Origin of the sequence: Microcoleus sp. B5-D4, from assembly GCF_036705145.1 — a bacterium.
Taxonomy (GTDB): Bacteria; Cyanobacteriota; Cyanobacteriia; order Cyanobacteriales; family Microcoleaceae; genus Microcoleus.
In genome coordinates this window covers 73,183-98,068 of sequence record NZ_JAUBTV010000006.1, presented here as the reverse complement: position 1 = coordinate 98,068, position 24,886 = coordinate 73,183, and the positions used below count along the sequence as shown (strand labels likewise).

The 24,886-nt window shown below is 46.6% G+C and carries 21 protein-coding genes; 14 read left to right on the top strand and 7 right to left on the bottom strand.

Annotated elements, in window-relative coordinates; translation table 11 throughout:
* Window positions 1–30: 30 nt before the first annotated feature.
* The 3 genes from QUB10_RS04795 to QUB10_RS04785 all read right to left on the bottom strand — a co-directional run bounded on the left by QUB10_RS04795 (window position 31) and on the right by QUB10_RS04785 (window position 2,599).
* Window positions 31–765 (bottom strand): ABC transporter ATP-binding protein, encoded by a 735-nt coding sequence (locus tag QUB10_RS04795; RefSeq protein ID WP_333153286.1) that lies wholly within the window; start codon window positions 763–765, stop codon window positions 31–33.
* Window positions 766–1,020: 255 nt separating this feature from the next.
* A complete protein-coding gene (locus QUB10_RS04790; protein ID WP_333200013.1) occupies window positions 1,021–1,677 on the bottom strand; it encodes an energy-coupling factor transporter transmembrane component T in 657 nt (218 codons plus the stop codon).
* Window positions 1,670–2,599, bottom strand: a complete 930-nt coding sequence (locus QUB10_RS04785) for an energy-coupling factor ABC transporter permease (protein WP_333200010.1) — start codon at window positions 2,597–2,599, stop codon at window positions 1,670–1,672. The genes QUB10_RS04790 and QUB10_RS04785 overlap by 8 nt, the downstream gene beginning before the upstream one ends.
* Here QUB10_RS04785 and QUB10_RS04780 point away from each other — a divergent pair.
* The 8 genes from QUB10_RS04780 (at window position 2,599) to QUB10_RS04745 (ending at window position 8,605) form a co-directional block, all read left to right on the top strand.
* Complete coding sequence (locus tag QUB10_RS04780; protein ID WP_333200009.1) at window positions 2,599–2,841, top strand: hypothetical protein; 243 nt, start codon at window positions 2,599–2,601, stop codon at window positions 2,839–2,841. The genes QUB10_RS04785 and QUB10_RS04780 overlap by 1 nt on opposite strands.
* 170 nt (window positions 2,842–3,011) lie before the next feature.
* Window positions 3,012–3,185 (top strand): hypothetical protein, encoded by a 174-nt coding sequence (locus QUB10_RS04775; protein ID WP_333200008.1) that lies wholly within the window; start codon window positions 3,012–3,014, stop codon window positions 3,183–3,185.
* 149 nt (window positions 3,186–3,334) lie between these two features.
* The gene (locus QUB10_RS04770) at window positions 3,335–3,679 is read left to right on the top strand and encodes a hypothetical protein (RefSeq protein WP_333200006.1); all 345 of its coding nucleotides are present in this window, start codon (window positions 3,335–3,337) and stop codon (window positions 3,677–3,679) included.
* Between the two features lie 116 nt (window positions 3,680–3,795).
* A complete protein-coding gene (locus QUB10_RS04765) occupies window positions 3,796–4,230 on the top strand; it encodes a ferritin-like domain-containing protein (RefSeq protein WP_332954961.1) in 435 nt (144 codons plus the stop codon).
* Window positions 4,231–4,326: 96 nt separating this feature from the next.
* Window positions 4,327–5,289, top strand: coding sequence for an FTR1 family protein (locus QUB10_RS04760; RefSeq protein WP_333200004.1), 963 nt, complete (start codon window positions 4,327–4,329; stop codon window positions 5,287–5,289).
* Between the two features lie 597 nt (window positions 5,290–5,886).
* Window positions 5,887–6,624: a response regulator transcription factor gene (locus QUB10_RS04755; RefSeq protein ID WP_039886887.1), complete on the top strand. Its 738-nt coding sequence runs from the start codon at window positions 5,887–5,889 to the stop codon at window positions 6,622–6,624.
* 886 nt (window positions 6,625–7,510) lie between these two features.
* Window positions 7,511–7,942, top strand: coding sequence for a hypothetical protein (locus QUB10_RS04750; RefSeq protein WP_333200112.1), 432 nt, complete (start codon window positions 7,511–7,513; stop codon window positions 7,940–7,942).
* Between the two features lie 147 nt (window positions 7,943–8,089).
* Window positions 8,090–8,605 carry a transcriptional repressor gene (locus QUB10_RS04745; protein WP_333200002.1) on the top strand — a complete coding sequence of 172 codons (516 nt, stop codon included), beginning with the start codon at window positions 8,090–8,092 and terminating at the stop codon, window positions 8,603–8,605.
* A 267-nt stretch (window positions 8,606–8,872) separates the two neighbouring features.
* Here QUB10_RS04745 and QUB10_RS04740 read toward each other — a convergent pair whose 3' ends face one another.
* The 3 genes from QUB10_RS04740 to QUB10_RS04730 all read right to left on the bottom strand — a co-directional run bounded on the left by QUB10_RS04740 (window position 8,873) and on the right by QUB10_RS04730 (window position 10,338).
* On the bottom strand, window positions 8,873–9,724 hold the full coding sequence (locus tag QUB10_RS04740; protein WP_333200000.1) for an Npun_R2479 family HD domain-containing metalloprotein: 852 nt from the start codon (window positions 9,722–9,724) through the stop codon (window positions 8,873–8,875).
* Between the two features lie 218 nt (window positions 9,725–9,942).
* The gene (locus QUB10_RS04735; RefSeq protein ID WP_333109740.1) at window positions 9,943–10,146 is read right to left on the bottom strand and encodes a hypothetical protein; all 204 of its coding nucleotides are present in this window, start codon (window positions 10,144–10,146) and stop codon (window positions 9,943–9,945) included.
* 69 nt (window positions 10,147–10,215) lie between these two features.
* Window positions 10,216–10,338, bottom strand: a complete 123-nt coding sequence (locus QUB10_RS04730; protein WP_333153294.1) for a hypothetical protein — start codon at window positions 10,336–10,338, stop codon at window positions 10,216–10,218.
* A gap of 20 nt (window positions 10,339–10,358) precedes the next feature.
* On the opposite strand from QUB10_RS04730, the gene QUB10_RS04725 reads away from it, so the two are divergent.
* The 6 genes from QUB10_RS04725 (at window position 10,359) to rpsJ (ending at window position 15,882) form a co-directional block, all read left to right on the top strand.
* Window positions 10,359–10,502, top strand: a complete 144-nt coding sequence (locus tag QUB10_RS04725) for a hypothetical protein (protein WP_333199997.1) — start codon at window positions 10,359–10,361, stop codon at window positions 10,500–10,502.
* A 99-nt stretch (window positions 10,503–10,601) separates the two neighbouring features.
* Window positions 10,602–10,982 (top strand): 30S ribosomal protein S12, encoded by a 381-nt coding sequence (rpsL, locus tag QUB10_RS04720; protein ID WP_006632197.1) that lies wholly within the window; start codon window positions 10,602–10,604, stop codon window positions 10,980–10,982.
* Window positions 10,983–11,127: 145 nt separating this feature from the next.
* Entirely contained in the window at window positions 11,128–11,598 is a 471-nt protein-coding gene (gene rpsG / locus QUB10_RS04715; protein ID WP_006632196.1) for a 30S ribosomal protein S7, read from the top strand.
* 345 nt (window positions 11,599–11,943) lie between these two features.
* Window positions 11,944–14,016 (top strand): elongation factor G, encoded by a 2,073-nt coding sequence (gene fusA, locus QUB10_RS04710; RefSeq protein ID WP_333199995.1) that lies wholly within the window; start codon window positions 11,944–11,946, stop codon window positions 14,014–14,016.
* Between the two features lie 101 nt (window positions 14,017–14,117).
* Complete coding sequence (gene tuf / locus QUB10_RS04705) at window positions 14,118–15,347, top strand: elongation factor Tu (RefSeq protein ID WP_333199993.1); 1,230 nt, start codon at window positions 14,118–14,120, stop codon at window positions 15,345–15,347.
* 217 nt (window positions 15,348–15,564) lie between these two features.
* Window positions 15,565–15,882, top strand: a complete 318-nt coding sequence (gene rpsJ, locus QUB10_RS04700) for a 30S ribosomal protein S10 (protein ID WP_006632193.1) — start codon at window positions 15,565–15,567, stop codon at window positions 15,880–15,882.
* Between the two features lie 76 nt (window positions 15,883–15,958).
* Here the strand turns inward: rpsJ and QUB10_RS04695 are convergent, their stop codons facing one another.
* The gene (locus tag QUB10_RS04695) at window positions 15,959–24,763 is read right to left on the bottom strand and encodes a transporter substrate-binding domain-containing protein (protein ID WP_333199991.1); all 8,805 of its coding nucleotides are present in this window, start codon (window positions 24,761–24,763) and stop codon (window positions 15,959–15,961) included.
* Between the last annotated feature and the right edge of the window lie 123 nt (window positions 24,764–24,886).

Genomic DNA, 24,886 nt, shown 5'->3' with positions numbered 1-24,886 from the left:
TTTTGGTCATGACTAATGACCAATTTTTTATTACCAATCGGGCGGCAAATTGTAATATTCGAGAGTTGATTTATCTGCCAGCAACTCTTTAGTTTTCCTGTCAATTTTAATCTCACCATCCGCCAAAACTAACGCCCTTTGAGTCGTTTTTCCGATCCAATTCAAATTATGAGAAGCGATCAAAATTACCTCGATCGGCAATTGGGACAAAACAGACGCCAAGTGACGCCGCCACGAGGGATCTAGTCCGTTGGTCGGCTCGTCTAAGATTAAAATTGCCGGCTCTAATGCTAAAATTGCTGCCAAGGCTGCTAATCTTCTTTGACCTCCCGAAAGTTCGTGGGCCGAACGGTTGGCAAATTCTACTAAACCAAATTCGTCTAATAGTGATAAAGCTCGATCGCGCGCAACTCCCGGCGGCACTCCGTAATTGCGCGGCCCGAACATGACATCCTCTAAAATAGTCGGCATGAATAGCTGGTCGTTAGCATCTTGAAAGCAAAATCCAATCTGCCTGCGCGCTTGCGATAAAGTCGCCTCTTCCAACTTTTTTCCCTGCACTCTAATCTCGCCCGCTTGAGGCATTTTTAATCCGATCAAGTTTTCGAGCAAAGTGCTTTTACCAGCACCTGTCAGGCCGAGTAGAGCAACTCTTTCTCCCGGTTGCAAAGTAAAAGAAATTCCCCGCAATACTGGCTTTTGATCGGGATAGCCAAATACTAAATTTTCTACTTCGATTGTTGGCACGGATTTTAGTCTACTCAAGTTTTATTTTCCTCTATTTTAGGATTAAGAGTGTTTAACCGCAGAGAGCGCAGAGGGCGCAGAGAGGGGAAGGGAGAAGGCAAAAGGTAGAGGAATGAATTAATCAATTACCAATTCTACTCGCTCACAGGCTCTGCCGGGGAACGCAGATCGGGAGGCTCTGCCTCCAATTTTCCTCCGCAAGAAGGGAGGCAGAGCCTCTGGATATGGATTCCCAGGCTCTGCCTGGGAACCAGTTAAATGCCCAATGCCCAATTACGAATAACCGTAAGAAGCTATTGTTAATCCGGCTGCTATTACAATTGCTAGTGTCAGCCACAGTCGCTCTTTTGGTGTTGATTTTGAGTCGGCAGGTAAAGCTCCTTGATATCCCCGAATTAGCATGGCTGCGTGTACTCTTTCTGCCCGATCGAGACTTCGCAAATAAAGCGCTCCGATCATGGAAGCACTGGCGTAGCGCAGCCATCCTCCGGTACCGGACAAGCCCCGGAGTTGGGCTGATCTTTTCATGCGGTTGACTTCGGACAGCAGGATTTCTAAGTATTGTCCTGTTAAAAGTACAATCTCTTGCAAACCTGCTGGTAGGGGTAATCCTTTGAGGGCGATTCCGAAACTGTGGGGTGGCAAAGTTAGCAGGAAGCTGTTCATAATTAGCAGGCAAATTAGGGAACGCAGCAACAGAAAACTGGCTCGTTCCCAACCTTGGGGCAGCACTAATAAGGAGAGAAAAATCAATTCTGCTCCCAACAGTTGCGCTAGGGTTCGCGCCGGCGCCCGGAGCCAAAACGACCAAAAAAGTGCGATCGCCCCATAAATTCCCAGCCACAGCCAAGCGCCTGTCTTCAGAAAACCCATGCCAATCACAATTGTGAGAGACACTCGCAATCGAAAAGGTATGGAGAGTTTAGACATCTTTAGGTTTTACCACCAACTGAGCAATCCCAAAAGCCGCGCCGAAGCTGAAGGCAGACCCTAAAAGTCCAGCAATGCTAGTACCAATAGGCTGTTCTTCTAATCCTTTAACTGTGTAATCTGCTAAAGGAGTGGGATTTTCGATCGCCACAGCTTCTTTATCTTTAAAGCCGTATTTTTCGGCTACCGCTTCTAACCCGTCAGGCCAACTTGATGCGAACAGTGAAAGCACCCCGGAAATTAATAAAACTCCGATTACTGGCACTACCCATTTCTGCAGTTGTGGCTGTTGTCCCGGCAGTAAATCCGGCCGCACTTTGACGAGATAAGTTAAAACGCCGGCTGTGATTACCCCTTCGCCAATGCCAATTAAAATATGTACGCCTACCATTCCTGGCAATGCGATATTGAGCCCTACTGTACCAGAAATTGCCAGTTCGATCGCCACACAAATCGAAGCAGCCACGACGCTGAGGCCAGCGGCGATGCCCGCGGCTAGGGGCAAACGATTTCTGGAACCTCCCAAAAGTTGCTGCAATGGCTGCAACAGCCACCAGCCCACCCAAATGCCAACTAGCCCCATGTTAAAAATATTGGCTCCCAGGGCGGTGATGCCCCCGTCGGCAAACAAGACGCTCTGAATTATAAAAACTGTACTCATCGCTAAAGTTGCCGCCCAAGGGTTCCCCAAAACCACAGATGCCAGCGCCCCTCCCAACAAGTGGCCGCTGGTACCGCCGGCTACGGGAAAGTTGATCATCTGGGCTGCAAATACGAAAGCTGTGGTTAAGCCCATGATTGGGGCTTGTCGGAGTCCAAGACTCGCGCGGGTTCGATTTAGGGCAACTGCAATTACTGCTGCACTTGCTATGCCGGTGGCAACGGCTACTGGCGGTGAAAGAAAACCATCAGGTATGTGCATTGATGTATCCCAAACGAGAGAAGTTCCAGCCCTTTAGTCAACTATTTTTTACAAAAATTTACCATCCCCTGTGGGGGTATTTGTGCGATCGCGCGATCGGGGGATTGGGGGCGGGCGATCGCTTATGGGATATAGATTACCGCCTCATGGGCAGAATTTTGAGGATGAGAAATTTTACATTAAATAATCCTGAAGAATTATTCGGATATTTTACCGACTACCCTCACCTTGAAGCTTTTTGATAACAATTATCAATATTTGTTTACAGATTCAACTCCAAACCGGATTCATTCCAACGCGCAGACTCAGGACGGATAAATAAAAAACCTGTATCCGATAAAGGAGCCCCCGAATTTATCTCGCGCAAGTCAATGCTTTAATCTAAAATCTCAAATCTCAAATCTAAAATCGATTGACTTTTCCCATCGCAATGTGGCGCGTTAGCCAAAAAGAAAAGTTTCGCGGTTTTCAGGTCAAGTCTTTGACAATCGAGGGGTCAAATCCCGCTAATGCTGTTGCCAAGGGGGTGCCTAACCAGCTATTGCGAGTAACAGTGCGCTTCCGGCTGCAAATAATTCCAGTTTAGCTGTTGACACCCAAAAACAACTGCCTGACAAGTCTCCAGAGGTTGTACCTTTCACTAATACGTCTACTGAAACGGCTATTGCCACTAGCCGTACAGATAAGACTGTCCAAGCTGTACCTGTATCAGCAGGCCAGCAGGACGTTCAGGCGGTGGATGGAACAAATCAGACAGCAGAAATTACGGATCGCGTCAAACTAGATGAGTTAGCTCTAAAAGTCTACGATCGCATCGATCGAAGTTGGCAAACTAGCCCTACTTTTCATCAAAATCTAGTCTATCGAGTCAGTACAAGTCAAGATGGGGCGATGGCGTTCCGCCCCGCAAGCTACGACAATTTCGAGCCGCTCAATCAACCCGCCAAGGATTACACCAAAGAAACTCCTTTGCCAAATCTGCTGAAATCTTCCGAAACTAGCAGCCGTAACAGTGCAGCACCAGTCGCTAAGTTTACTGTAGTGTTTGCTCCTACTGGAACCTTAGAAGTTAACCCCTAGCTCACATACAACATCTCTCCGGTAAGGCACGCCATCAGCACCTTACTTTTCCTTTTTAACTTAAATGTGCTATTATAAACAGCGCCCTCTAAGGCATTCTACCTCTAAAACAACAAATGAAAGAACTTGACGAGAAAAAAACCCAGGAACTGCTATGCACCATCATGGAATGGGAACTTGCAGGTGTCGTGCGCTATACCCACTATTCACTAATGGTGACAGGGCCAAACCGGATTCCCATCGTGCAGTTTTTTAAAGCACAAGCCACGGAATCCCTACTCCACGCCCAACAAGCAGGAGAAATTCTCACCGGTTTAGAGGGGCATCCCAGTCAGAAAATTGCTCCCATCGAAGAAACATACAAACACTCGGTGAAAGACTTGTTAGAAGAAAGTTTAAATCACGAGAAAAAAGCGCTTAAAAAGTATAAATCTTTACTTGAAGTTGTGACTGACTCCAGCGTTTATTTGGAAGAATATGCCCGCAATCTGATTGGACAAGAAGAATTGCACCAAGTAGAATTGAAAAAAATGCTGCGGGATTATAGTTGATTTAATCATTAGTTAATTGTTATTGGTAATTGGTTATTGGTTATTTCCAATGACCAATAACCCATGCCTCATGCCCATGCCCCATGATTATAAAAAATGAATTTTAGTGAAGCCATACCAACTTTTGTAATTACCCTGCGCGAAGGCGTAGAAGCCGCCTTAGTCGTCGGAATTGTACTAGCTTGCCTCAAAAAAGCCGAGCAAAGCCACCTCAATTCTTGGGTTTATGCAGGTGTCGCCGCCGGCATTGGTGCTAGCGGTATTGTGGGTGTTTTATTCAATGGATTGCTCGCAGCACTATCAACATCTGAGCAGCCTTACGCACCAGTCATTAAACAGCTATTAGAGGGCGTGTTGGGCATTGTGGCGATCGCAATGCTAAGCTGGATGCTAATTTGGATGACTCAGCAAGCGCGCTTTCTCAAAGCAGAAGTTGAAGGAGCAGTTACAGCAGCTTTGACAGAAAATACCCATGCCGGCTGGGGCGTATTTGGCTTAATTTTTATTGCGGTACTGCGCGAAGGTTTTGAAACAGTTATATTTGTCAGCGCTCAATTTCAACAAGGTTTAACTCCTGCTTTAGGTGCTTTGGGCGGTTTGACTGGGGCGGCAATCATTGGCGCGCTACTGTTCAAGTGGGGCGTAAAAATTGATATCCGCCTGTTTTTCAAGTTTATGGGGATTTTGTTGCTGTTAATCGTGGCAGGTTTGGCAGTATCTGCACTCAAACATTTTGACCAAGCCGCTGGGATTTTGTCGCAGATGAATAGCAAGTATGCAGCGATTTGTTTTTATTCCGATCGCCTCGCACCAGTCCACTCTTGTATTTTAGGCCCGATGGTGTGGAATGCAGCGGAAATTTTGCCCGATCGACAATTTCCAGGAGTGCTTCTCAAAGCACTGTTTGGATACAGAGATCTACTTTATCTCGTCCAAGCAGCCGCTTACACAATATTCTTAGCCACCATCGGCGGTCTTTATTTCCAAAAATTAGGCTCTAAGCCGACTCTTCCCAAGCAAAATACTCAGCCAGCTCGATCGGAAACTCGCCCTCAGTAGGTATGCAAGCAGTTTTTATCGGTTGTTTTGCGGATTCCAGGGCGAGAAAAAAATTAGCCCCACAGGCAAAAAAATGGCCAAAAATTGTCAGGTTGCGGGATTGATTATTTGACTTTTATATGATACCATTAAATAATGGATATATTGATTCTTTTTTTGATAAATACTTATATTGATATTATTTAATAATACCGTCAATACCCCAAAAAAGCAAGCCCTACCCCCTCAAAAAACACAAAAATTTTATAAGCAAAATTAGCTAAGTGAAAAAATTTACAGTTAAAGGTTAATAGGGTCATGGAAGAGGCGGACTACCGTTAGGGCTATTCTGTGAAGCCCCAGGCGCACCCTGCAAAACTTAAGGCTGTTCGGGGCGACCAAAAATCTGCCCCCAGCAAGATTTGGGGCAAACAGTTTTCTGATATGTGTTCTTATGGCTTATAATTAGTACAAGAATATTTACAGAGCCCCGAAAGTTCTTAATCAACCTTATAATCCTTAATGAAGCTTAAAATTAAAAAATTGTTCGTTAAAGTTACCTGGAACCCCCAGAAGGCTGTAGGATCTGCCATTCGGTTAGCGGTGAGATAAATAATGATGCCTCGGATACTTGTTATTGATGATGACGCGGCGATCGCCGAACTTGTAGCCGTCAACCTAGAAATGGCTGGCTACGAAGTCACCCAGGCAGAAGACGGCATCAAAGGTCAGGCATTAGCCATACAACTGCTCCCCGACCTGATCATGCTAGACCTCATGCTGCCTAGAGTAGACGGATTTACCGTATGTCAGCGTTTGCGGCGTGACGAGCGCACCTCAGACATTCCCGTCTTGATGTTGACAGCCTTAAGTCAAACTCAAGACAAAGTAGAAGGCTTCAACTCCGGCGCCGACGACTACCTGACCAAACCCTTTGAACTAGAAGAGATGCTAGCCCGAGTGCGAGCTCTACTAAGACGCACAGACCGCATCCCCCAAGCGGCCAAACACTCCGAAATCCTGAATTACGGCCCGCTGACCCTTGTCCCCGAAAGGTTTGAAGCTGTTTGGTACGCTCAGACAGTCAAACTGACCCACCTAGAGTTTGAGTTGCTGCACTGCTTGCTTCAGCGCCACGGTCAGACAGTCTCTCCCAGCGAAATTCTCAAAGAAGTGTGGGGTTACGACCCCGACGACGACATCGAAACTATTCGTGTACACATCAGACACCTGAGAACCAAGATGGAACCCGATCCCCGCCATCCTCGGTACATCAAAACCGTATACGGAGCCGGTTATTGCCTGGAGTTGCCCAACAACGAGCAAGTAGCTGAAGAAACCAAATCCTCTGCTTGAGCTAGCGCGCCAAATGCAACAAGCAGTTAAAAATCCTGCTAGATAAAGCCTGAGAGCATTGGCTATCAGGCTTTGTTGTTTGGAGTTTGAGATGAATATTTGACATACTCCCCGACCTTTCATGTGCGGGGATTCTTAACACTTCATCGACCAATACTACCGAAGTAGTTTTACTGAGTCTCCATGTTCATTTTAAGTCGTGGCAATGCCCTATCCCGACTATATGTATCGTTTTGTTTGAAAAACATTAACAATACTTTTTATTTTGCTTCCAGGTTGGATTTTAACCATTGCCCTTCAGTCTTTCCCTATTACTGGATCAGTCCCGGTTTCAACTCAGAATGAGTATATATCGCTGCAATCTTAGGTGGGTATTTCAACCAATTAAATTATAACATAAAGCCGGCCACTGAAGGCTTGAGACCCAAATTTTCGGTCAAGAAGTAGGCATTAACTCTCTGGAGTCGGAAAAAAACAATCCCGCGCCCCCCTCTAACCGTACTTTTAGAGAAGCTTGTCCATAGGAAAGTACCGGATTTCTTTTTCCACCTTGTCTTTTCCGAGAGGATTGGATAGCTACTTGAACAATACTCTAGCCATAATACTTTTTAATAATATTATTTATCAATAAATTTAGAAATATTCCTTTAGCTGCTATTTTGGCTAACGAGAGACCAAACTCCGCTCAAGCGCCAAAAACAGTCATAATCCTGATATAGCGATGTTTTTTCCTACTGATTTACATACCTGAACTCAAATCAGTGAAAATTTTTCTCAAATACCCCTTGACTAAACTACTAAAATTGTTGATTATTTATATCAATAAGCTGCGATCGCTTAAAACTCCACTGACATCTTTCTCCAGAGGTAAATCGCCGTGACTAGCATGGCAAAAAAATCCTTCCCAGCCGAAGGAGAATTTTTTTCCCGGTGGGCCGGCAAAGCCCGCTTAACAAACCTGGACGGCCGTTTGCTCGGTACCCACGTCGCCCATGCTTGCCTCATCGTCCTCTGGGCGGGAGCCTATACCCTATTTGAGCTTTCCCGCTTCAACCCAGAATTGCCCATGTACGAACAAGGCTTAATCCTGTTGCCCAACCTAGCCAGACTCGGCTTGGGCGTTGGTGCCGGAGGGAAAATTAATGACTACCGCCTCAAATGTACAGTGTGGCCGTGGGTTGCTTGTACAGAGGAAGCGAGCGCTTGCACCGACTTTGAACCTAAGACTTGTTTTGCCAGTGGCGATCGGCAACAGTGCTCTAAACTTCACAAAAATTACGCACAAATACCGACTACCACTGATTCAGTTCCACCTTGAGCAAGGGGGATAGGTGGCTAGCAGAGTGAGTCTAAACTTAGATTGATTTTCCCGCAAAATACACTTTAGGACAATCGAAAAAGGAGCGCGAACAAATAACAGATAATCCAGCAAAATCCCCCTTCAATTTTTTGATTTTTTACCGACATGAATCTATACAGCGCTAACTCACTCAAAGTCGAACTAAACCAGAGAGGCTGCCGCCTGACTCCCCAGCGAGAAACTATTTTGAGTGTCTTTCAAAATCTGCGGCAAGGCAATCATTTAAGTGCGGAAGAATTATACAAGACTTTGCAGAATAAAGGAGAACGAATTGGGTTGTCTACTGTCTACCGAACCCTGCATTTATTAGCCAGAATTGGGATTTTGCGTGAACTAGAATTAGCAGAAGGACACAAACATTACGAACTGAATTTGCCGGAATTACACCACCACCACCATCTGGTTTGTATTCAGTGTCACAAAACCTTTGAATTTAGCGATGAATCAATTTTAAAGATTGGCAAAAAGCAAGTTGAAAAAGCTGGTGTAGAACTGCTTGACTGTCAATTAACTGTGCGTGCTGTTTGTTTGGAAGCGCTGCGCGAGGGATGGCCTTCTTTGGTGCCCAGCAATTGGTTGTGTCCGAGATATCATTCAGAAATTGAGGAGGAAATTAGTTGAGATTGAGGAGGAAATTAGTTGAGTTGGATGAAATATATTTCGACCAGGGTAAATTAGTAATTGGTAATTGCTAATTCTTTAACTCAGGTCCGGTAATGGCGCTGCAAGGAATGCGAGCAAAGTGATTCTTAGGATAGCAATCTCACGCCTTCAAAACTCGCCGTCTTTCCCTTCTCTTTAATACCGTTGCAAGGAATGTTAACGAAGCAATTATTATGAAAGCAATCTCACGCATTCACAACTTGCCGCCTTTCCCTTCCCCTGCCCTTAAGCAACGTCAGAATCGCAACGTTGGTGTTCCATCCGAAATATGTTAGCGTACAAACTAGCCACAATCTGTTTGCCTTCCTGCGTCAACTGCAAGTAACCGAGAGATTCACTGATGTGAGGATAAATCCCGCTCCAGTAAAACTTAGAGTAGCTTTGCAGCAAGTCGCCCGGATGTCGATAGCCCAAAACTTTAGTAGCACCGCTTTCTTCCAACTCGTAAAACAGCGCGCCAATTTTCTGCAAATATTGCGGGTTGCTGAGCTGACCTATCAAGTCAGCACCGCGAACTAAACTAGAGTAATTAACTGCATCCTCGTCAGTGTTGCCGTCAAGCACCGAGAAACGAGTCTGTTCTATGTTCTGCTTAATTATCTCAGCATTAATTAGCTTGTGGTTGCCGAAGCGCTCGTCAATAAACAATTTAGCTCGGTCAACTCGGTAAGGAGCTAGGCTGGCCGCTGTTGCACCGGGAGCAAGTGCAATTCTCATGCCATCTTTTCCCGTAGCATACAATCCTTCTGATTCTTGGTCTTGCCGGCAAACTCCTTTGACATATCCGATGTCTTGGCACAGCAACGAAATGATGAAGTGCAGCCAATCTTCGCAGGAAACTCCGCCCTTGCGAATGTGTTTTCCCCGCAAGATTTCTTGACCGACTAAGCTAATGCAAATGGCGTGTTCTACATTGTGATAAAGAGCGTCGCTGTTAGCGATGTTTTCTAACGCCATTGCCCCCACCCAGGCAATAATGTCAGCATAGTCTGATTTGTAGCCTCCGTAAGTGCGGCTGTACCCGTTCTGAAGTTGTTGGATGAAAGCCTCTATCAGCAGTTCTGTAGAATTAAACATACCGTGTCCTTTTACCTTAATATTTCCTTTTAAGAGCGGTGCATCTATTGGGGAGTCCTCTAATTTTATGGATGAGATTTTAGTTCACAACTCCTGCACAACGCACGCGGGGTGCTCTGTGGGCGGCAAATGGGTGGCAATCTCACAACTCAGTGACGCAGCTACGCCCGGGGAGTCACGAAGCAATCTCGCGCCCCGACTCAAAAGTCCCAAGCAACTCAGTCCGTCACTGACACCCATCCCCGCCGTACTGCATACAGCAGCCTGCTGACAATTTTTCGATCGTCTGAACTTTTTAAACTGTGAGAATTAATTGCGTATTGAATTTGCTGGAACACAGTCCGATCGATCTTACCGGATTTCCAAATATTCAAGTAAAGTTCGGAAATTTTATATTCAGGAATATAAGCTTTGGTTGTCATCTGCCGTCAACTCAATGTATATTTCTTATTGTCGGGCAATTTTAGATAACTTTATGTGATGTAGATCGGCTATAGACTGTGATGCGATCGCAGGCTAGAGTTAATGCGCCTCTCCTCACAATGGTAATTCGATCGCAAAAGCGCGATATTGCGATCGTCATAAATTTTGCTGACGGCTGTGAAAATCATCATAGTTGCGCCTAAATTATAGGATGTCACATACCATTCGCCCGTTGCGCTCGCCCCCTCCCAACTTGCAGCAAGGAAGAAAGTTCGATCGCGGATCGCGCAAATTTCTTGCCAAAGAAACTCGCGTCGTGTACAATACAGAGTCTGGTATCCTCACTTACCCATAATTATTTTCATTCATCCCGTCCCCCCAGAGGGGAAGGGACTTTCAGTGCGGATACAGCCAAATCACTATATTCAGCAAAAAGCTAGAAATGCCGTAACTCATGCCCACTATTCAGCAACTCATCCGTTCAGCACGGGAACAAACGCAGAAAAAAACCAAATCGCCAGCTCTCAAGAGTTGCCCGCAGCGCCGCGGAGTTTGCACCAGAGTGTACACGACCACCCCGAAAAAACCCAACTCGGCGCTGCGGAAGGTGGCTCGGGTACGGCTGACCTCTGGTTTTGAAGTCACCGCCTACATCCCAGGGATCGGTCACAACTTGCAAGAACACTCGGTAGTAATGATCCGGGGCGGTCGGGTAAAAGATCTGCCCGGAGTTAGATACCACATCATTCGGGGTACATTAGACACCGCTGGGGTGAAAGACCGCAAGCAGGGTCGTTCCAAATACGGGGCCAAGCGTCCTAAAGAGAAAAAATAACACGGAACTCGCCCGATCGTCGGGGTTGGGAAGCAAAAATAAATCCGATCGCGCCGCTCAATTGCACGCTCGATCGTCATAAATCGAGATGTGATCCCAAAACCCCAAACTCAATCATTCAAAATCAAAAATCCCAAATAGAACTATGTCTCGCCGCACAGTTATTCAAAAACGTCCAGTTCCACCAGATCCAACCTACAACAGCAGGTTGGTAAGCATGATGGTGAGACGGATCATGCAGCACGGCAAAAAATCCGTTGCCTCCAGCATCGTCTACGACGCCCTCAAAACCATCCAAGAACGCACAGGGGCTGAACCGTTAGACTTGTTTGAAAAAGCAGTCAAAAACGCGACACCCCTGGTCGAAGTCAAAGCCCGCCGGGTAGGTGGCGCCACCTACCAAGTGCCAATGGAAGTGCGTTCCGATCGCGGTACAACCCTCGCCCTCCGCTGGCTGATCAGATTTGCCCGCGCCCGCACCGGCCGCTCGATGGCAGCCAAGCTAGCCAACGAACTGATGGATGCAGCTAACGAAACAGGGAGTGCTATTCGCAAGCGCGAAGAAACTCACAGGATGGCTGAAGCTAACAAGGCTTTTGCTCACTACCGCTACTAACTGCAACAACGGGCATGGAGAAGGGCGCGATCGTGCGGTATAAAAGCATCGGGTGAGAAATTGGAAAGTGTAAGTTTTGAGTGTTGAGATTGCTTCTCTTGGCGCACTTGCGATTCGTGAAGCAAACTCAAAACTCTCAAAATCAAAATTCATGCACTCAAAATTCATGCACTCTCTGAATCCTCCATGTCGCATCCTTAATATTTTTGTAAACAAATCTTGCAAAAAATATTAAAATGTAACAATAAGCTCCAGAGACTTTTGTAAGTCACTGGGGAGTGCAAAATAGGGTTACTGTGTAGTATAATAGTATTATAACAGCAACACAAGATTAAGGAGGTAGCTGTGGCACGTACCGTCCCGCTAGAAAAAACTCGCAACATCGGCATCGCAGCCCACATAGACGCGGGCAAAACAACAACAACTGAAAGAATTCTGTTCTATTCAGGCATGGTTCACAAAATGGGTGAAGTGCACGAGGGAACAGCAGTCACTGACTGGATGGAGCAAGAGCGGGAGCGGGGAATTACGATTACTGCCGCTGCTATCACCACCAGTTGGAAAGATTACAAAATCAACATCATCGACACTCCCGGACACGTAGACTTCACGATCGAAGTCGAACGCTCGATGCGAGTGCTCGACGGAGTGATCGCAGTGTTCTGCTCGGTAGGGGGAGTGCAGCCGCAATCCGAAACAGTTTGGCGACAGGCTGATCGGTACAAAGTACCGAGGATCGTGTTCGTCAATAAAATGGATCGGATGGGGGCAAACTTCTACAAAGTCTACGGCCAAATTCGCGATCGAATGAGAGCGAACGCCGTACCCATCCAAATCCCGATCGGCAGCGAAGAAAACTTCCGGGGAATTGTAGATTTAGTGCAAATGAAAGCCTACATCTACAACAACAACACCGGCACCGATATCGAGGAAGTAGAAATCCCCGATGAAGTAAAGGATCTAGCCGTAGAATACCGCACCAAGCTGATAGAGTCCGTAGCAGAAACCAGCGACGCCCTCACGGAGAAATACCTCGAAGGCGAAGAGTTAACGGAAGACGAAATCCGCTTGGCCCTGCGTCATGGCACTGTCGAAGGTACGATCGTCCCCATGTTGTGCGGTTCGGCCTTCAAAAACAAAGGCGTTCAGTTGTTGTTGGATGCAGTCATCGACTATCTGCCGTCGCCCTTGGAAGTTCCTCCAATTCAAGGACTCCTACCCAACGGCGACACAGCAGAGCGGTTTGCCGACGACAACGCCCCCCTGTCAGCCCTGGCATTCAAAATCATGGCTGACCCCTACGGTCGCCTGACCTTTGTTCGCGTCTACTCCGGTATCCTCAAAAAAGGAACCTACGTCCTCAACTCCACCAAAGACAAAAAAGAGCGGGTTTCTCGCCTAATTGTACTCAAAGCGGACGATCGGATAGAAGTTGAGGAACTCCGAGCCGGAGACTTGGGAGCAGCCTTGGGTTTGAAAGACACCTTCACCGGCGACACCCTCTGCGAAGAAGGAGCACCAGTGATTCTGGAATCTCTGTTTATTCCAGAGCCAGTCATCTCCGTGGCTGTCGAACCCAAAACCAAACAAGACATGGAGAAGCTCTCCAAAGCCCTCCAGTCACTCTCGGAAGAAGACCCCACCTTCCGAGTCAACGTTGACCCAGAAACCAACCAGACAGTCATCGCCGGCATGGGCGAACTGCACCTGGAAATCCTGGTAGACAGGATGCTGCGGGAATTCAAAGTAGAAGCCAACGTGGGTCAGCCACAAGTAGCCTACCGTGAAACCATTCGCAAATCCGTCCGCGCCGAAGGTAAATTTATCCGCCAAAGTGGCGGTAAAGGTCAGTACGGTCACGTTGTGATCGAACTAGAACCCACCGAAGTCGGAAGCGGCTTTGAATTTGTCTCCAAAATTGTTGGTGGCACTGTACCCAAAGAGTACATCGGCCCTGCAGAACAAGGGATGAAAGAAGCCTGCGAATCAGGTATTGTAGCAGGGTATCCCGTGATTGACCTCAAAGCTACTATGGTAGACGGGTCTTTCCACGACGTAGACTCCTCAGAAATGGCATTTAAGATCGCCGGTTCAATGGCGATCAAAGAAGCCGTGATGAAGGCGTCGCCAGTGCTGCTAGAGCCTATGATGAAAGTAGAGGTTGAAGTTCCCGAAGATTACATCGGGAACGTCATCGGAGACCTCAACTCGCGTCGGGGTCAGATCGAAGGTCAAGAGACGGATCAGGGGATAGCCAAAGTTTCTGTAAAAGTTCCACTAGCAGAAATGTTTGGTTACGCCACCGACATCCGCTCGAAAACCCAAGGTCGAGGCATCTTCACAATGGAATTCAGCCATTACGAAGAAGTGCCGCGAAACGTGGCTGAAGCCATTATCGCTAAGAACAAAGGGAACTAATGATTTTGGATTTTAGATTTTGGATTTTGGATTGAATCCAAAGTCTAGAATCTAAAATCTCAAGTCTAAAATCGCTAAAAGAAACAAGGAACAAATCAAGAATGGCACGCGCAAAATTTGAACGGAATAAACCCCACGTAAACATCGGCACGATCGGTCACGTTGACCACGGCAAAACAACTTTGACCGCCGCGATTACGATGACTCTCTCTGCACTAGGTCAAGCAAAGGCTAAGAACTACGCCGACATCGACGCTGCGCCTGAAGAAAAAGCACGGGGTATTACGATTAATACTGCTCACGTGGAATACGAAACCACAACTCGGCACTATGCCCACGTAGATTGCCCCGGACACGCTGACTATGTGAAAAACATGATCACCGGTGCAGCTCAAATGGACGGCGGCATCCTAGTAGTGTCAGCAGCAGACGGCCCCATGCCTCAAACTCGCGAACACATCCTGCTAGCTAAGCAAGTTGGCGTTCCTAGCCTGGTTGTCTTCTTGAACAAAGAAGACATGGTGGATGATGCTGAACTGTTGGAATTGGTAGAACTAGAAGTTCGCGAACTTTTGAGCTCTTACGATTTTCCGGGCGATGACATCCCCATCGTCACAGGTTCGGGATTGAAAGCTCTCGAAGCGATGCTTGCTAATCCCAAGACTGTCAAGGGCGAAAATGAGTGGGTTGACAAAATCTACAAGCTGATGGAAGAAGTAGATTCTTACATCCCCACACCAGAACGCGAAGTTGACAAGCCTTTCTTGATGGCAGTTGAAGACGTATTCTCGATTACTGGTCGGGGTACTGTTGCTACTGGTCGGATTGAGCGCGGCACAATCAAAGTCGGCGAAACAGTAGAAGTGATTGGCATTAAGGACACTCGCAGCACTACGGTGACTGGTGTGGAAATGTTCACCAAGTCGTTGGATGAAGGCATTGCTGGCGACAACGTGGGTCTACTGCTGCGGGGGATTTTAAAGGCGGATATTGAAAGAGGCATGGTAATTGCCAAGCCCAAATCCATCAGTCCTCACACTCAGTTTGAATCTGAAGTGTACATCCTCAAGAAGGAAGAAGGCGGCCGGCACACGCCCTTTTTCTCTGGATATCGCCCTCAATTCTACGTCCGTACCACTGACGTGACCGGCACGATCAACCAGTTCACCGCTGATGACGGTAGTGAAGCAGAAATGGTGATGCCAGGTGACCGGATCAAAATGACTGTTGAGTTGATTCACCCGATCGCGATCGAACAAGGAATGCGCTTCGCTATCCGCGAAGGCGGCCGCACCGTCGGCGCTGGCGTTGTTTCCAAAATCCTCAAGTAGGACTCCGATAACAGCTTAAATAGCAGAAAAGCCGCCAAATTTAATCAGGCTTTTCTGCTATTTAGTGAGTAGTCAGCAGTCATCAGTCAGTAGTCATCAGTCAGCAGTCAGCGGTTAGTAGTTAACGATTAAATAACTAATGACTAATAACTAATGACGAATAACTAATAACTAATGACTAAAAATAAACTGAACCTAGAAAATTAAAGAAACAAAAATGGCAACAATTCAACAGCAAAAAATTCGCATTCGCCTCAAAGCTTTCGATCGCCGAATTCTAGACGCATCCTGCGAAAAGATTGTAGATACAGCAAATCGGACAGCAGCCACAGCGATCGGCCCGATTCCCCTACCGACAAAACGGCGGATTTACTGCTTGCTGCGATCGCCCCACGTAGACAAAGATTCTCGCGAACACTTTGAAACCCGCACGCACCGCCGCATCATCGACATTCACCAGCCATCGGCTAAAACAATTGACGCTTTGATGAAACTGGATTTGCCAGCCGGCGTAGATATCGAAGTCAAGCTGTAGATTGACTTATCGAAAACTCGGAAAGAAGGAACAAAGATTAAATAATTTGTTCCTTCTTTTTTATGAAAGTTCGTTATTAGTTTAAGGTGAACATTGCCGGAGTGATAGAACTAGCTGATGAGTCAGTCAGAGATGCTAAAACTGCCCCAGTGCTAACAAGACGGAGCAGGGTATCCCGGGCTTGAGTGCCTGTACCTTGGGTAATAGTTAACTGCTCAAATTTGAGGCCGCCTGCTAATTCTAATAAGTCTTGGCCAATAGTAAAATCTGCGATCGTATCAGTTCCATTTCCCGGCGTTAAAACAAAAGTATCGCGTCCTTTGCCACCATTGAGCAAGTCGTCACCCGCACCTCCATTGAGAATATCATTGCCTTTACCGCCAAAGAGAATGTCCTTGCCTTTGCCACCATTGAGCAAGTCGTCATCGGCATCTCCATTGAGAGTATCACTGCCTTTGCCGCCAAAGAGAATGTCATTGCCTTTGCTACCAGAAACAAAGTCATTGCCTTTGCCGCCCCAAACGGTATCATTGCCTTGACCGCCATAGAGAGTATCGTTCCCTTGATTACCATTGAGGAAATTGTCGCCGGAGTTGCCATTGAGTAAGTCATTGCCTTCAGTGCCCACCACTGTATTGTTCCCAGTCGTACCAGAAAAAGGTGGCGAATACTGCAAGCCAAAGTCGGCAGCAAGTGCGTTACTGTCGCGACGGAGAACGTTGGAATTGAAATGTCGATCGTACATTTCTCCATAGTTCCCTACTGCTTCGATCGCCTTCACAGTAAAGTCCTTTGGCAAACCTAGCGCTTCACCTATATTCCCTTCCAAGCCTAAGAATTGGCGAATGGCGGAGTTAGAGTCATTCGCGGAGTTAGAGTCAGTATTCTGGGTGATCAAATCCTCAATATTGCCTGAAGTAATGCCATATTCTTCTGCTTGAACTAAGGTGTTATAAACCCAACGTACTACATCTGCCCACTTGGATTGATTTTCGTCAGTTATTAAGCCCAAAGGTTCTTTAGAAAGAACTTCATCGAGAATCCGATGCTGTGCGGGATTGGATAAGGTAGGAATTCGGGCACTGAGAATAGTCAGGTCAGTTGAGACAGCATCTATTTCTCCTTTGTCGTAAGCTGCAAACATTTCATCATTTGTTGCAAACTTAACAGGGATAAACGTACCCCCGTATTTGCTTAAAGCATCTTGGAGATTTTGTAAAGAAGTTGCTCCTTCCAAAATACCAACTAGGCGACCATTGAGAGCCGGTAAAACGCTTATACCGGTATTATCTCTGACTAAAACACCTTGACCGGTGTAAAGATAAGTCGGACTAAAATCAACACCCAAACTCGCATCGCGCACCAGGTTTTGAGTTATTCCCATTGCTGAGACATCAACCACACCATTAGCAGTATTGGCGAAACTATCCTTAAACGACTGAACCTCAATTTCAAGCTTAGTAGGATCGCCAAATAAAGCCGCAGCAATAGCACGTCCTAAGTCAACGTCAAAGCCCACATATTCGCCATTCGCTTGCTTCACGGCAAAGCCGGGGTTGTTACCGGGAAGTCCTAGTTTTAGGGTGCCGCGCTGCAAAACATCTGCCAGCAAAGTGCGATCGTCGTTATCAATTAAAGTCGCATCAACCTTAGTACCAGAGAAAGGTGGAGAATACAACAAACCTCCCTCATTCCAGAGGAGGTTGCGATCGCGCTCTACCCCAGGGAAGTGCCGATCGTATATTTCTGCGTAGTTGCCCACTTGTTTGATAACGTTTACGGCGAAGTCCTTGGGAAGCCCCAGAGAAGCTCCTAAATCGCCTTCTAAGCCCAGGAAACGACGAATCGCAGGACGGGAGTCATTATTCGGATTCTTATCGGTATTAGCCGCAATAATTTCGTCAATGTTTTCAGAGCTAATCCCAAATTCTTCCGCTTGAATCGGGACGTAATTAACCCAACGCACCACATCGACCCATTGCGAGTCATTTTCGGGTAAGGCCAGGGCAATAGGTTCTTTGGAGAATTCTACGTCTAACAGACGGTGATTTTCCGGGTCAGCGAGGCGCTCCAGAATCAGGGCGCGGTCAGTGGCGTAGGCATCAATTTCACCTCGCTCGTAGGCGGCAACAACTTCTTCAAGGGTGTCAAACAATTTGGGTGTAAACTTAACCCCTTCAGGGCTTAATTGATTTTGTAAATCGTCTAATGAGTTAGTGCCTTCAATAATGCCAATGGTACGGTCCTGGAGGTCTAAAGCATTCTCAATGCCGCTATCTTTGCGAACGACGACCGCTTGGTAATCGTAGAAATAAATTGGACTGAAATCGATGTTCCCCTCTGCATCCGCTTCTAGCTGGTGGGTAGAGCGTTGGGCAGCGATGTCTACAGTCCCATCCGCTACCTGTTCAAAGGCTTCTTCAAACGTGGTTGTTACCCGTTCTACTTTGCTAGCATCCCCAAATAACGCTGCTGCCAAAGTACGGACAAATTCAAAGTCAAATTCTGACCCAGAAGAAGAGGTGCCGAGTTTAATCTGACCCCGCTTGATAATGTCATCAAGAATCGTCTTTTCTGGTTTTTTTACTAAATCGGGATTGGCAACACTGGGGGTGGTTTGAGCGGAAACTTCACCGGCAGTCGGGGCAGGCTGGGCTGTGGGTGCGTCTACAATTTCAAGGATTTCACCTAAGTTAGGAAAGTTATTGTAGGTTTGCCCGTTGTTTTGAATCAGCGCGATTTCTTGTCCTTTGAATTCCAGAGTCCCAGCGAGGACGCTAAAGTCGGCTAGGGATTTAGTATTAAACCCAGTGGCGGAGATTTGAATTTTATCTCCTTGGGTGGGGTCAAAGTCGAGGATTAAGTCGCCGCCGTCGGAGGGTGCGTTGAAGTAGAAGACATCGGCACTGTCTCCGCCATTGAGTAAGTCCACACCCGCACCGCCGATGAGGATGTCTTGTCCCGCGTCACCCACTAACCAATCGTTTTCTTCGTTGCCTTCGAGGGTATCGTTGCCGAGACCGCCTGCTAGTAAGTCGTTTCCGGTGTTTCCTTTCAGTTGGTCATGTCCGGCATTTCCTTGCAGTTGGTCGTTTCCTTCGTTTCCTTCCAGGGTGTCGTTTTCTGCACCGCCTGCCATCACATCATCTCCGGCGTTGCCTTGGAGGATGTCTGCACCGAAGTTTCCTTCTAATTTGTCGCTGCCTTCTCCTCCGAGCAGGCTATCATCGCTTGCACCGCCGCTCAGTTGGTCGTTACCAGCGAGTCCTTGCAGAACATCGTTACCCTCATTGCCAGAGAGATTATCGTCGCCTTCGGTTCCGGTGAGGGTATCGTTGCCGAAGGTTCCGGTTTGGGGCGTCCCGTTTTGGCTATTAGCGCTGTTCTGTTGGTCGTTATCGGCAATTTTCAGGACAGCGGTTTGATACAGCGGGTCGAGGGCGTAGCCAGTGCCGACATATTTGAGGTTGAGGGTTAAGGCTTCCGGCTTTTCTGGGAGGGTATCGTCTAACACCGAGAGGTCGATAACAGCTTCAGTTTCTCCAGGTGCGATGTTAATTTCCCCAAATTGACCGCCATTGCTGCTGTAATCTTGTCCCAGAGAGGCAGTACCGGAGAGGGTGTAGAGGATTTTCAGCCCTTGAGCGGGGGCTGCTTCACCCAGAGTGATGGTAAATTTTCCTTGGCTGTTGCTATCGCCTTCGGTGATGGTTGGGCTGGCGGTTACTTTCACAGTACGCTTTTCGTTCAGTGCGTACTGCACTAAGAAGGTGTCTGCCTTCAATAATTCTTGGAGTTTAGTTTGGGATTCTTGGGCGGTAATTTTTCCTTCGATTAGCTGTTGAGTGACTTCGGGTAGGGTGCTATAGACGGCTTTTTTGATTGGGCTGATACTTGGTAGAACGTCTGAAACAGAACGAGTCAGCGCCTGTCTTACTAAGTCGTCAACTAAGTGGTTGCTTTGGGCAACTAATTCGGCGACTGCTTTTACAGGTTCGCTGGCAATAGAGAGATTGTGTTTTTCGGTTAATTGAGTAAAGAGTTTTTGCAGGTCATCGCCCTTGCTCAAGTCAAAGGTGTCAACCTTTTGCAAGACTTCACCGAGGGCAACAATCACCTGAATTTCCGCATCTGAACCTTGATATTTTGCCACTTTCAGGAATGCTGTGCCATTGAGCAACAAGTTCATTACTTTGATGTGACCGGAGGCGATGTTAATGCCGGTGGTGTCGTCTTTTCCAATAGCGGCGTAGGGGTCAAAGTTTTCTAAGGGTTGAGTCAGGGAAGCTAAGGGAAGTCCTGAGATTTTTTCCAGCAAAGTTTCGACTTCTTCCGCCGCAATTCCTTGGCTTGAAAGAACTGCTTGGAGGGTGGTTAAGGGTGTCGTGGTTGTCCCTTCTGTTCCCGAACCGACTTGAGAAATTAGGGGTAATGTTGCAGGCAAGCCGGTGGTTGTGTCGATGCCGCCAATTCCTACAATTTGTCCTTCTTTCGAGTCAACTTCTCCGTCTTTATTGATATCTAATGCGGCAATTTTCGACTCGTCAAAGTTGTATTCTCCGTTGTTGTCGGTGGTGGTTTGCAGTTCGCCTTCATCCGGTTTGAAGTTGCCGTTGGTATCTATGAATACTGTGGCGCCTGCTAACGGGCCGTTGGAGAAACGGCGAAAGAGACTGCGAAAGGCCTTCTCTAAAACAGGGTCAAAAGAGATATTTTGTACGTTGGTTCGTGAGTTGCTACCTGAGTTGCTACCTGAGTTGCTACCTGAGTTGCTACCTGAGTTGCTACCTGAATTGCTACCTGAATTGCTACCTGAGTTACTTCCTGAGTTACTTCCTGAGTTACTTCCTGAGTTGCTGCCTGAATTGCTGCCTGAATTGCTGCCTGAATTGCTGCCTGAATTGCTGCCTGAATTGCTGCCTGAATTGCTACCTGAAGTGCCGGCAAAACTACTTGGGTTCAGAACTTGCACCGAATTATCAAACTCAAAATTCTCAACATCGCTGACCATTTTGTCACTATTTTGACGAGTAATTCTCCACGTTCTATCTCCTGTCTTGGTAAAGGTATAGTCATCCTTATTACCCCTCAAAATTAAGGTATCGTTACCAGAATTTCCATCGATGGTATCGTTATCTAAATCGCCAAACTCTAAGCTGCCACTTCTTAAGATATCGTCCCCAATCCCGCCATCTAAGAAATCATTGCCTTCGCCACCAGAGAGAGTGTCATTACCACTAAACCCATGAATTTCATCGTTGCCGCCATCACCAGAAAGCTTATCATCGCCTTCGTCACCTGCAATGTAATCATTACCCGCATTACCTGCGATGTCGTCATTTCCCTCCATACCTCCCAATAAATCTTTTCCATTTCCGCCTTGGATAAAATCATTGCCGGCTTGTCCCAAAATGAAATCATCGCCATCCTCACCAAAGAGCGAATCATTACCCACTCCACCTTCTAATGAGTTACTTTGAGCATCGCCTATGATTGAGTCGTTGCCAGTGGAACCAATAATTTGTTCAATTGAAACTAACTTTTCTTCGCCGCTGTTACCGGGAAAAGTGAGTTTTTGTTGAGCTAAATTAGCGACAATTCCACCATCCCAAAAGCTATAGTCAACCGTATCGTTATCGGCTCCTCCATCCAGCAGATCGTAGCCTTGACCGCCGTTGAGGAAATCGTTGCCATCGCCACCATAGAGCGAATCATCGCCCTGCTCACCATAGAGGGTATCGTTGCCGGCATTCCCAAAAAAGATGTTCTTTTCATAAGCGCCATCGAACCTGTCGTAACCATTTCCACCAATGACGTTTTCAATTGAAACTAACTGCTCTTCAGCACTGGTTCCTGAGAAAGTGAGTTTTTTCTGGGATAAATTAGCTTGAATACCACTAGTCATCAGATAGCTATAGTCGGCAAAATCGCTCCCATCTCCTCCATCAAGAAAATCTAAATCTAACCCACTTTTTGGCCCTCCGTTGAGCGTATCATTGCCGTTGCCACCATAGAGCGAATCCTTACCATCAACGCCACCATAGAGCGAATCATCACCGGCATTACCCGAAAGGCGATCGTTGCCACCTTTACCACCAGAAAGAATGTTATTTAGACTATCGCCGGTGATTTGGTCATTTCCACTTGAACCGATTACATTTTCGATGGATCTAATGTTATCAGCACCACCAGAAAAACTGGCGAATAGGGGGGATTCGTTGGAGCTTGTTTCTTGAACTGTAACACCCCCGCTATTCAAAGAGCTATAGTCGGCCCAATCGCTTCCGTCTCCTCCAATAAGCAAATTATAGCCACTTCCACCAGAAAGAGTGTCGTTGTCTTCCTGACCCTTGAGGACATCATTTCCGTCACCACCAAAAAGCAAATCATTGCCATTCCAGCCGTCAAGCTCGTCGTTGTGTTGCTCACCATAGAGGGTATCATTTCCGTCGTCACCAAAAAGCTTATCGGCTTCAGTCCAGCCGTGTAGCTCGTCGTTTCCATCAGCTCCTACGAGGGTGTCGTTTCCATCCGAACCATAAAGTTTATCGTTTCCATCATTGCCTGCAACGTAGTCTTCCCCACCGTTACCATCAAGCAGATCGTCGCCACCATCCCCAAAGATACGATCCTTGGCGTGTCCTCCATAGGCGGTATCGTTACCCAATCCGCCGTAAATTTCATCATCTCCCCAATCCCGCTGGTTGTCATCTCCTTCTCCATCAATGTAGTCGTTACCGGCCCCGCCGTAGAGCTTATCGCTGTGTCCTTGTCCGTATATCCGGTCATTACCATCGCCACCAGAGATAGTATCTGGGTCGTTTCCGCCATAAAGTTGATCGTTGCCAGTACCCCCATCAATTACGTCAGAACGAAGACGACCGTGTAGGTAGTCATCACCTCCATTACCAAAGAGAAAATCGTTGTTATCATTTCCATCTTTAGAGTCATTCCCATCACCCCCAAAAAACCTCCCAGGTTTGCTGGTAAACAAACCAGAGACAAAATTCTCAGCGCTTTTATACAAATCTGAAGCAACATCAACAACATAACTTCCTACTTTGCTAACTCCACCTAAACCTTCTTTTAAAAGGTCTTTTGCATAGCCAACAACGTCGCCGACAGCCCCCAAGAGTTTGTCTTTAACTTTAGTCGTTAAACTACCGAGACTTTTAAACTCATTAACAAAGGGATCTACCGATAAATCAACGATATTGTACCGATCTTTCAAGAAATCTACATCCATACGAATGCGATTTTCTTTTCCTAAAGTGAGCCCAACATCAATACCAAGGTTGTAGCCTGCTACACTAACCCCTAGCTTACCGGATATAGAAAGATTGCCGTTGTTAAGAGAGAAGCTTGCACTGGCTAGATCCATGCCAAACAGCTTAATTCCACCGGATGCTGACCCGCTCAGGTCTGAGGGATTCAAGGTAAATTTATCTAACTTAATTGCTAGAACGTCTGAAAAACCCAACTGAAAGTTTTTGAGGCTGATTTCTTTTGGGCTAAGACTCAAATCGAAGTTAGCTACTTTTTTGCCAAAAATTTCTAACCCGGCATCGGCTTTTAATGATTGCTCTTTCGAGTTTAATTTCAGGTCTACACCTAATGTAGAATCTTTGCCTGTAGAATTTTTGCCGCTGGTGATTTTCAAAAATCCTAAGTCAATTTCAGGAATCTTCAAAGTTGCGCTTAAGCTGGGATCGGTAGAGAATGGATTTGCTGCCAAATTTATACTGGCTTCTTTACCCCAAAGATTTATTTTGCCATTGACTGCAATTCCTTGCGTTAAGGTAGTCTTCCCAAACGTGGTTGTCACCGGCACAAACTTGAGGAGGGGATCGAGCTCGGTACCTGCATCTGGGCCATCGATAGATACAATGGTGACATCTAAGGTCTCTTTCAAAAATTTCTTGGTTTTTTCGACAAAACCTGAGTTATCAACTCCTGCAACACTAAGGGGCACGGACAAAATGTCCACTAAGCCAATTGGTTGATAGACGGTTAATTCCATCCCAAATTTATCTGGTTCTTTGGGAGCCATGAATAAAACAGACTTGACATCCAAGCCGCCAACTTTGATATCTGCAAGGAGTCCAATATTATCTATGTAGGGCACTACATAAGTGCCGCCAAGCTGAAACGATAAATTTCTGACTTCTGAGTTACGCAAACCAAACGGGTCTTTCCAAGGCGTACCTGAACCTAGTTGAAAGCTTGCTGTGAGTGACTTTGGATCTAAATTAAGTCCGCCTTTAAGCGTTAAGTCTGGTTCATCTTTTTGGAAAGGATCGTAGTTTTTGAGGAGGATATTTCCCTCAATACCAAAACTGGGTTTCGCCTTTTTGTCAACCCCTAATCCCAAGGCGGCGCCGGTGAGGGTGGCACTGAAGTCTGTCTGCGAGTTTTTATCTCCAAAAAGCGAAATATCAGTTGTAAACTTTCCTTTGAGGCTGGCTCCGTTTGAATCTACCTTTGTGGTTAGGTCTAATTGTTGAATTCCCAGTTTATCGTTAATGAATTTTCCGATACCCTCTGTGCTCTTGTTAAAGTTGGCAAGTCCAGAGATTTCATAAGTTTTATTGGGGGTATCAAGTTTCCCTATTCCGAAGCTGGGATTGGTTATAGGTACGGATAATGCTGTCGCAATTGTTTCTACACTAGGAACTCCTTTGAAGATATCAACTAGCGAGGTCTCTCCCTCATAGGTAATTTTTAACTCTTGACCTTTTTGATACTTGAATGTTATGTCTTTTCCGCTGACTTTTCCTGAGAAGCTATAAGCGGAATTTGGCTTGCTGGTGTCCACTGTGAAGCTGGGAGCGGTTATAGAGGTGGTTAATATCGCAATCCCTTGGGTTTCGGTGTCGGTCACTCCAACAGTTTTCAGCAGGTCAGCGATAGACAGGTCTCCCTTATAAGTGACTTTTAAAGCTTGACCCTTTTGATAATCAAATGTTACGGTTTTTCCGCTGATTGCTCCTGAGAAGCTATAAAC

Excerpts from the sequence above, each read along its gene's own strand:
- QUB10_RS04790 (WP_333200013.1), bottom strand. The coding sequence starts at position 1,677 with ATGTCTAAACTCTCCATACCTTTTCGATTGCGAGTGTCTCTCACAATT.
- QUB10_RS04785 (WP_333200010.1), bottom strand. The coding sequence starts at position 2,599 with ATGCACATACCTGATGGTTTTCTTTCACCGCCAGTAGCCGTTGCCACC.
- QUB10_RS04765 (WP_332954961.1), top strand. The coding sequence starts at position 3,796 with ATGAAAGAACTTGACGAGAAAAAAACCCAGGAACTGCTATGCACCATC.
- QUB10_RS04760 (WP_333200004.1), top strand. The coding sequence starts at position 4,327 with ATGAATTTTAGTGAAGCCATACCAACTTTTGTAATTACCCTGCGCGAA.
- QUB10_RS04755 (WP_039886887.1), top strand. The coding sequence starts at position 5,887 with ATGCCTCGGATACTTGTTATTGATGATGACGCGGCGATCGCCGAACTT.
- QUB10_RS04750 (WP_333200112.1), top strand. The coding sequence starts at position 7,511 with ATGGCAAAAAAATCCTTCCCAGCCGAAGGAGAATTTTTTTCCCGGTGG.
- QUB10_RS04745 (WP_333200002.1), top strand. The coding sequence starts at position 8,090 with ATGAATCTATACAGCGCTAACTCACTCAAAGTCGAACTAAACCAGAGA.
- QUB10_RS04740 (WP_333200000.1), bottom strand. The coding sequence starts at position 9,724 with ATGTTTAATTCTACAGAACTGCTGATAGAGGCTTTCATCCAACAACTT.
- QUB10_RS04735 (WP_333109740.1), bottom strand. The coding sequence starts at position 10,146 with ATGACAACCAAAGCTTATATTCCTGAATATAAAATTTCCGAACTTTAC.
- QUB10_RS04730 (WP_333153294.1), bottom strand. The coding sequence starts at position 10,338 with ATGATGATTTTCACAGCCGTCAGCAAAATTTATGACGATCGCAATATC.
- QUB10_RS04725 (WP_333199997.1), top strand. The coding sequence starts at position 10,359 with ATGTCACATACCATTCGCCCGTTGCGCTCGCCCCCTCCCAACTTGCAG.
- rpsL (WP_006632197.1), top strand. The coding sequence starts at position 10,602 with ATGCCCACTATTCAGCAACTCATCCGTTCAGCACGGGAACAAACGCAG.
- rpsG (WP_006632196.1), top strand. The coding sequence starts at position 11,128 with ATGTCTCGCCGCACAGTTATTCAAAAACGTCCAGTTCCACCAGATCCA.
- tuf (WP_333199993.1), top strand. The coding sequence starts at position 14,118 with ATGGCACGCGCAAAATTTGAACGGAATAAACCCCACGTAAACATCGGC.
- rpsJ (WP_006632193.1), top strand. The coding sequence starts at position 15,565 with ATGGCAACAATTCAACAGCAAAAAATTCGCATTCGCCTCAAAGCTTTC.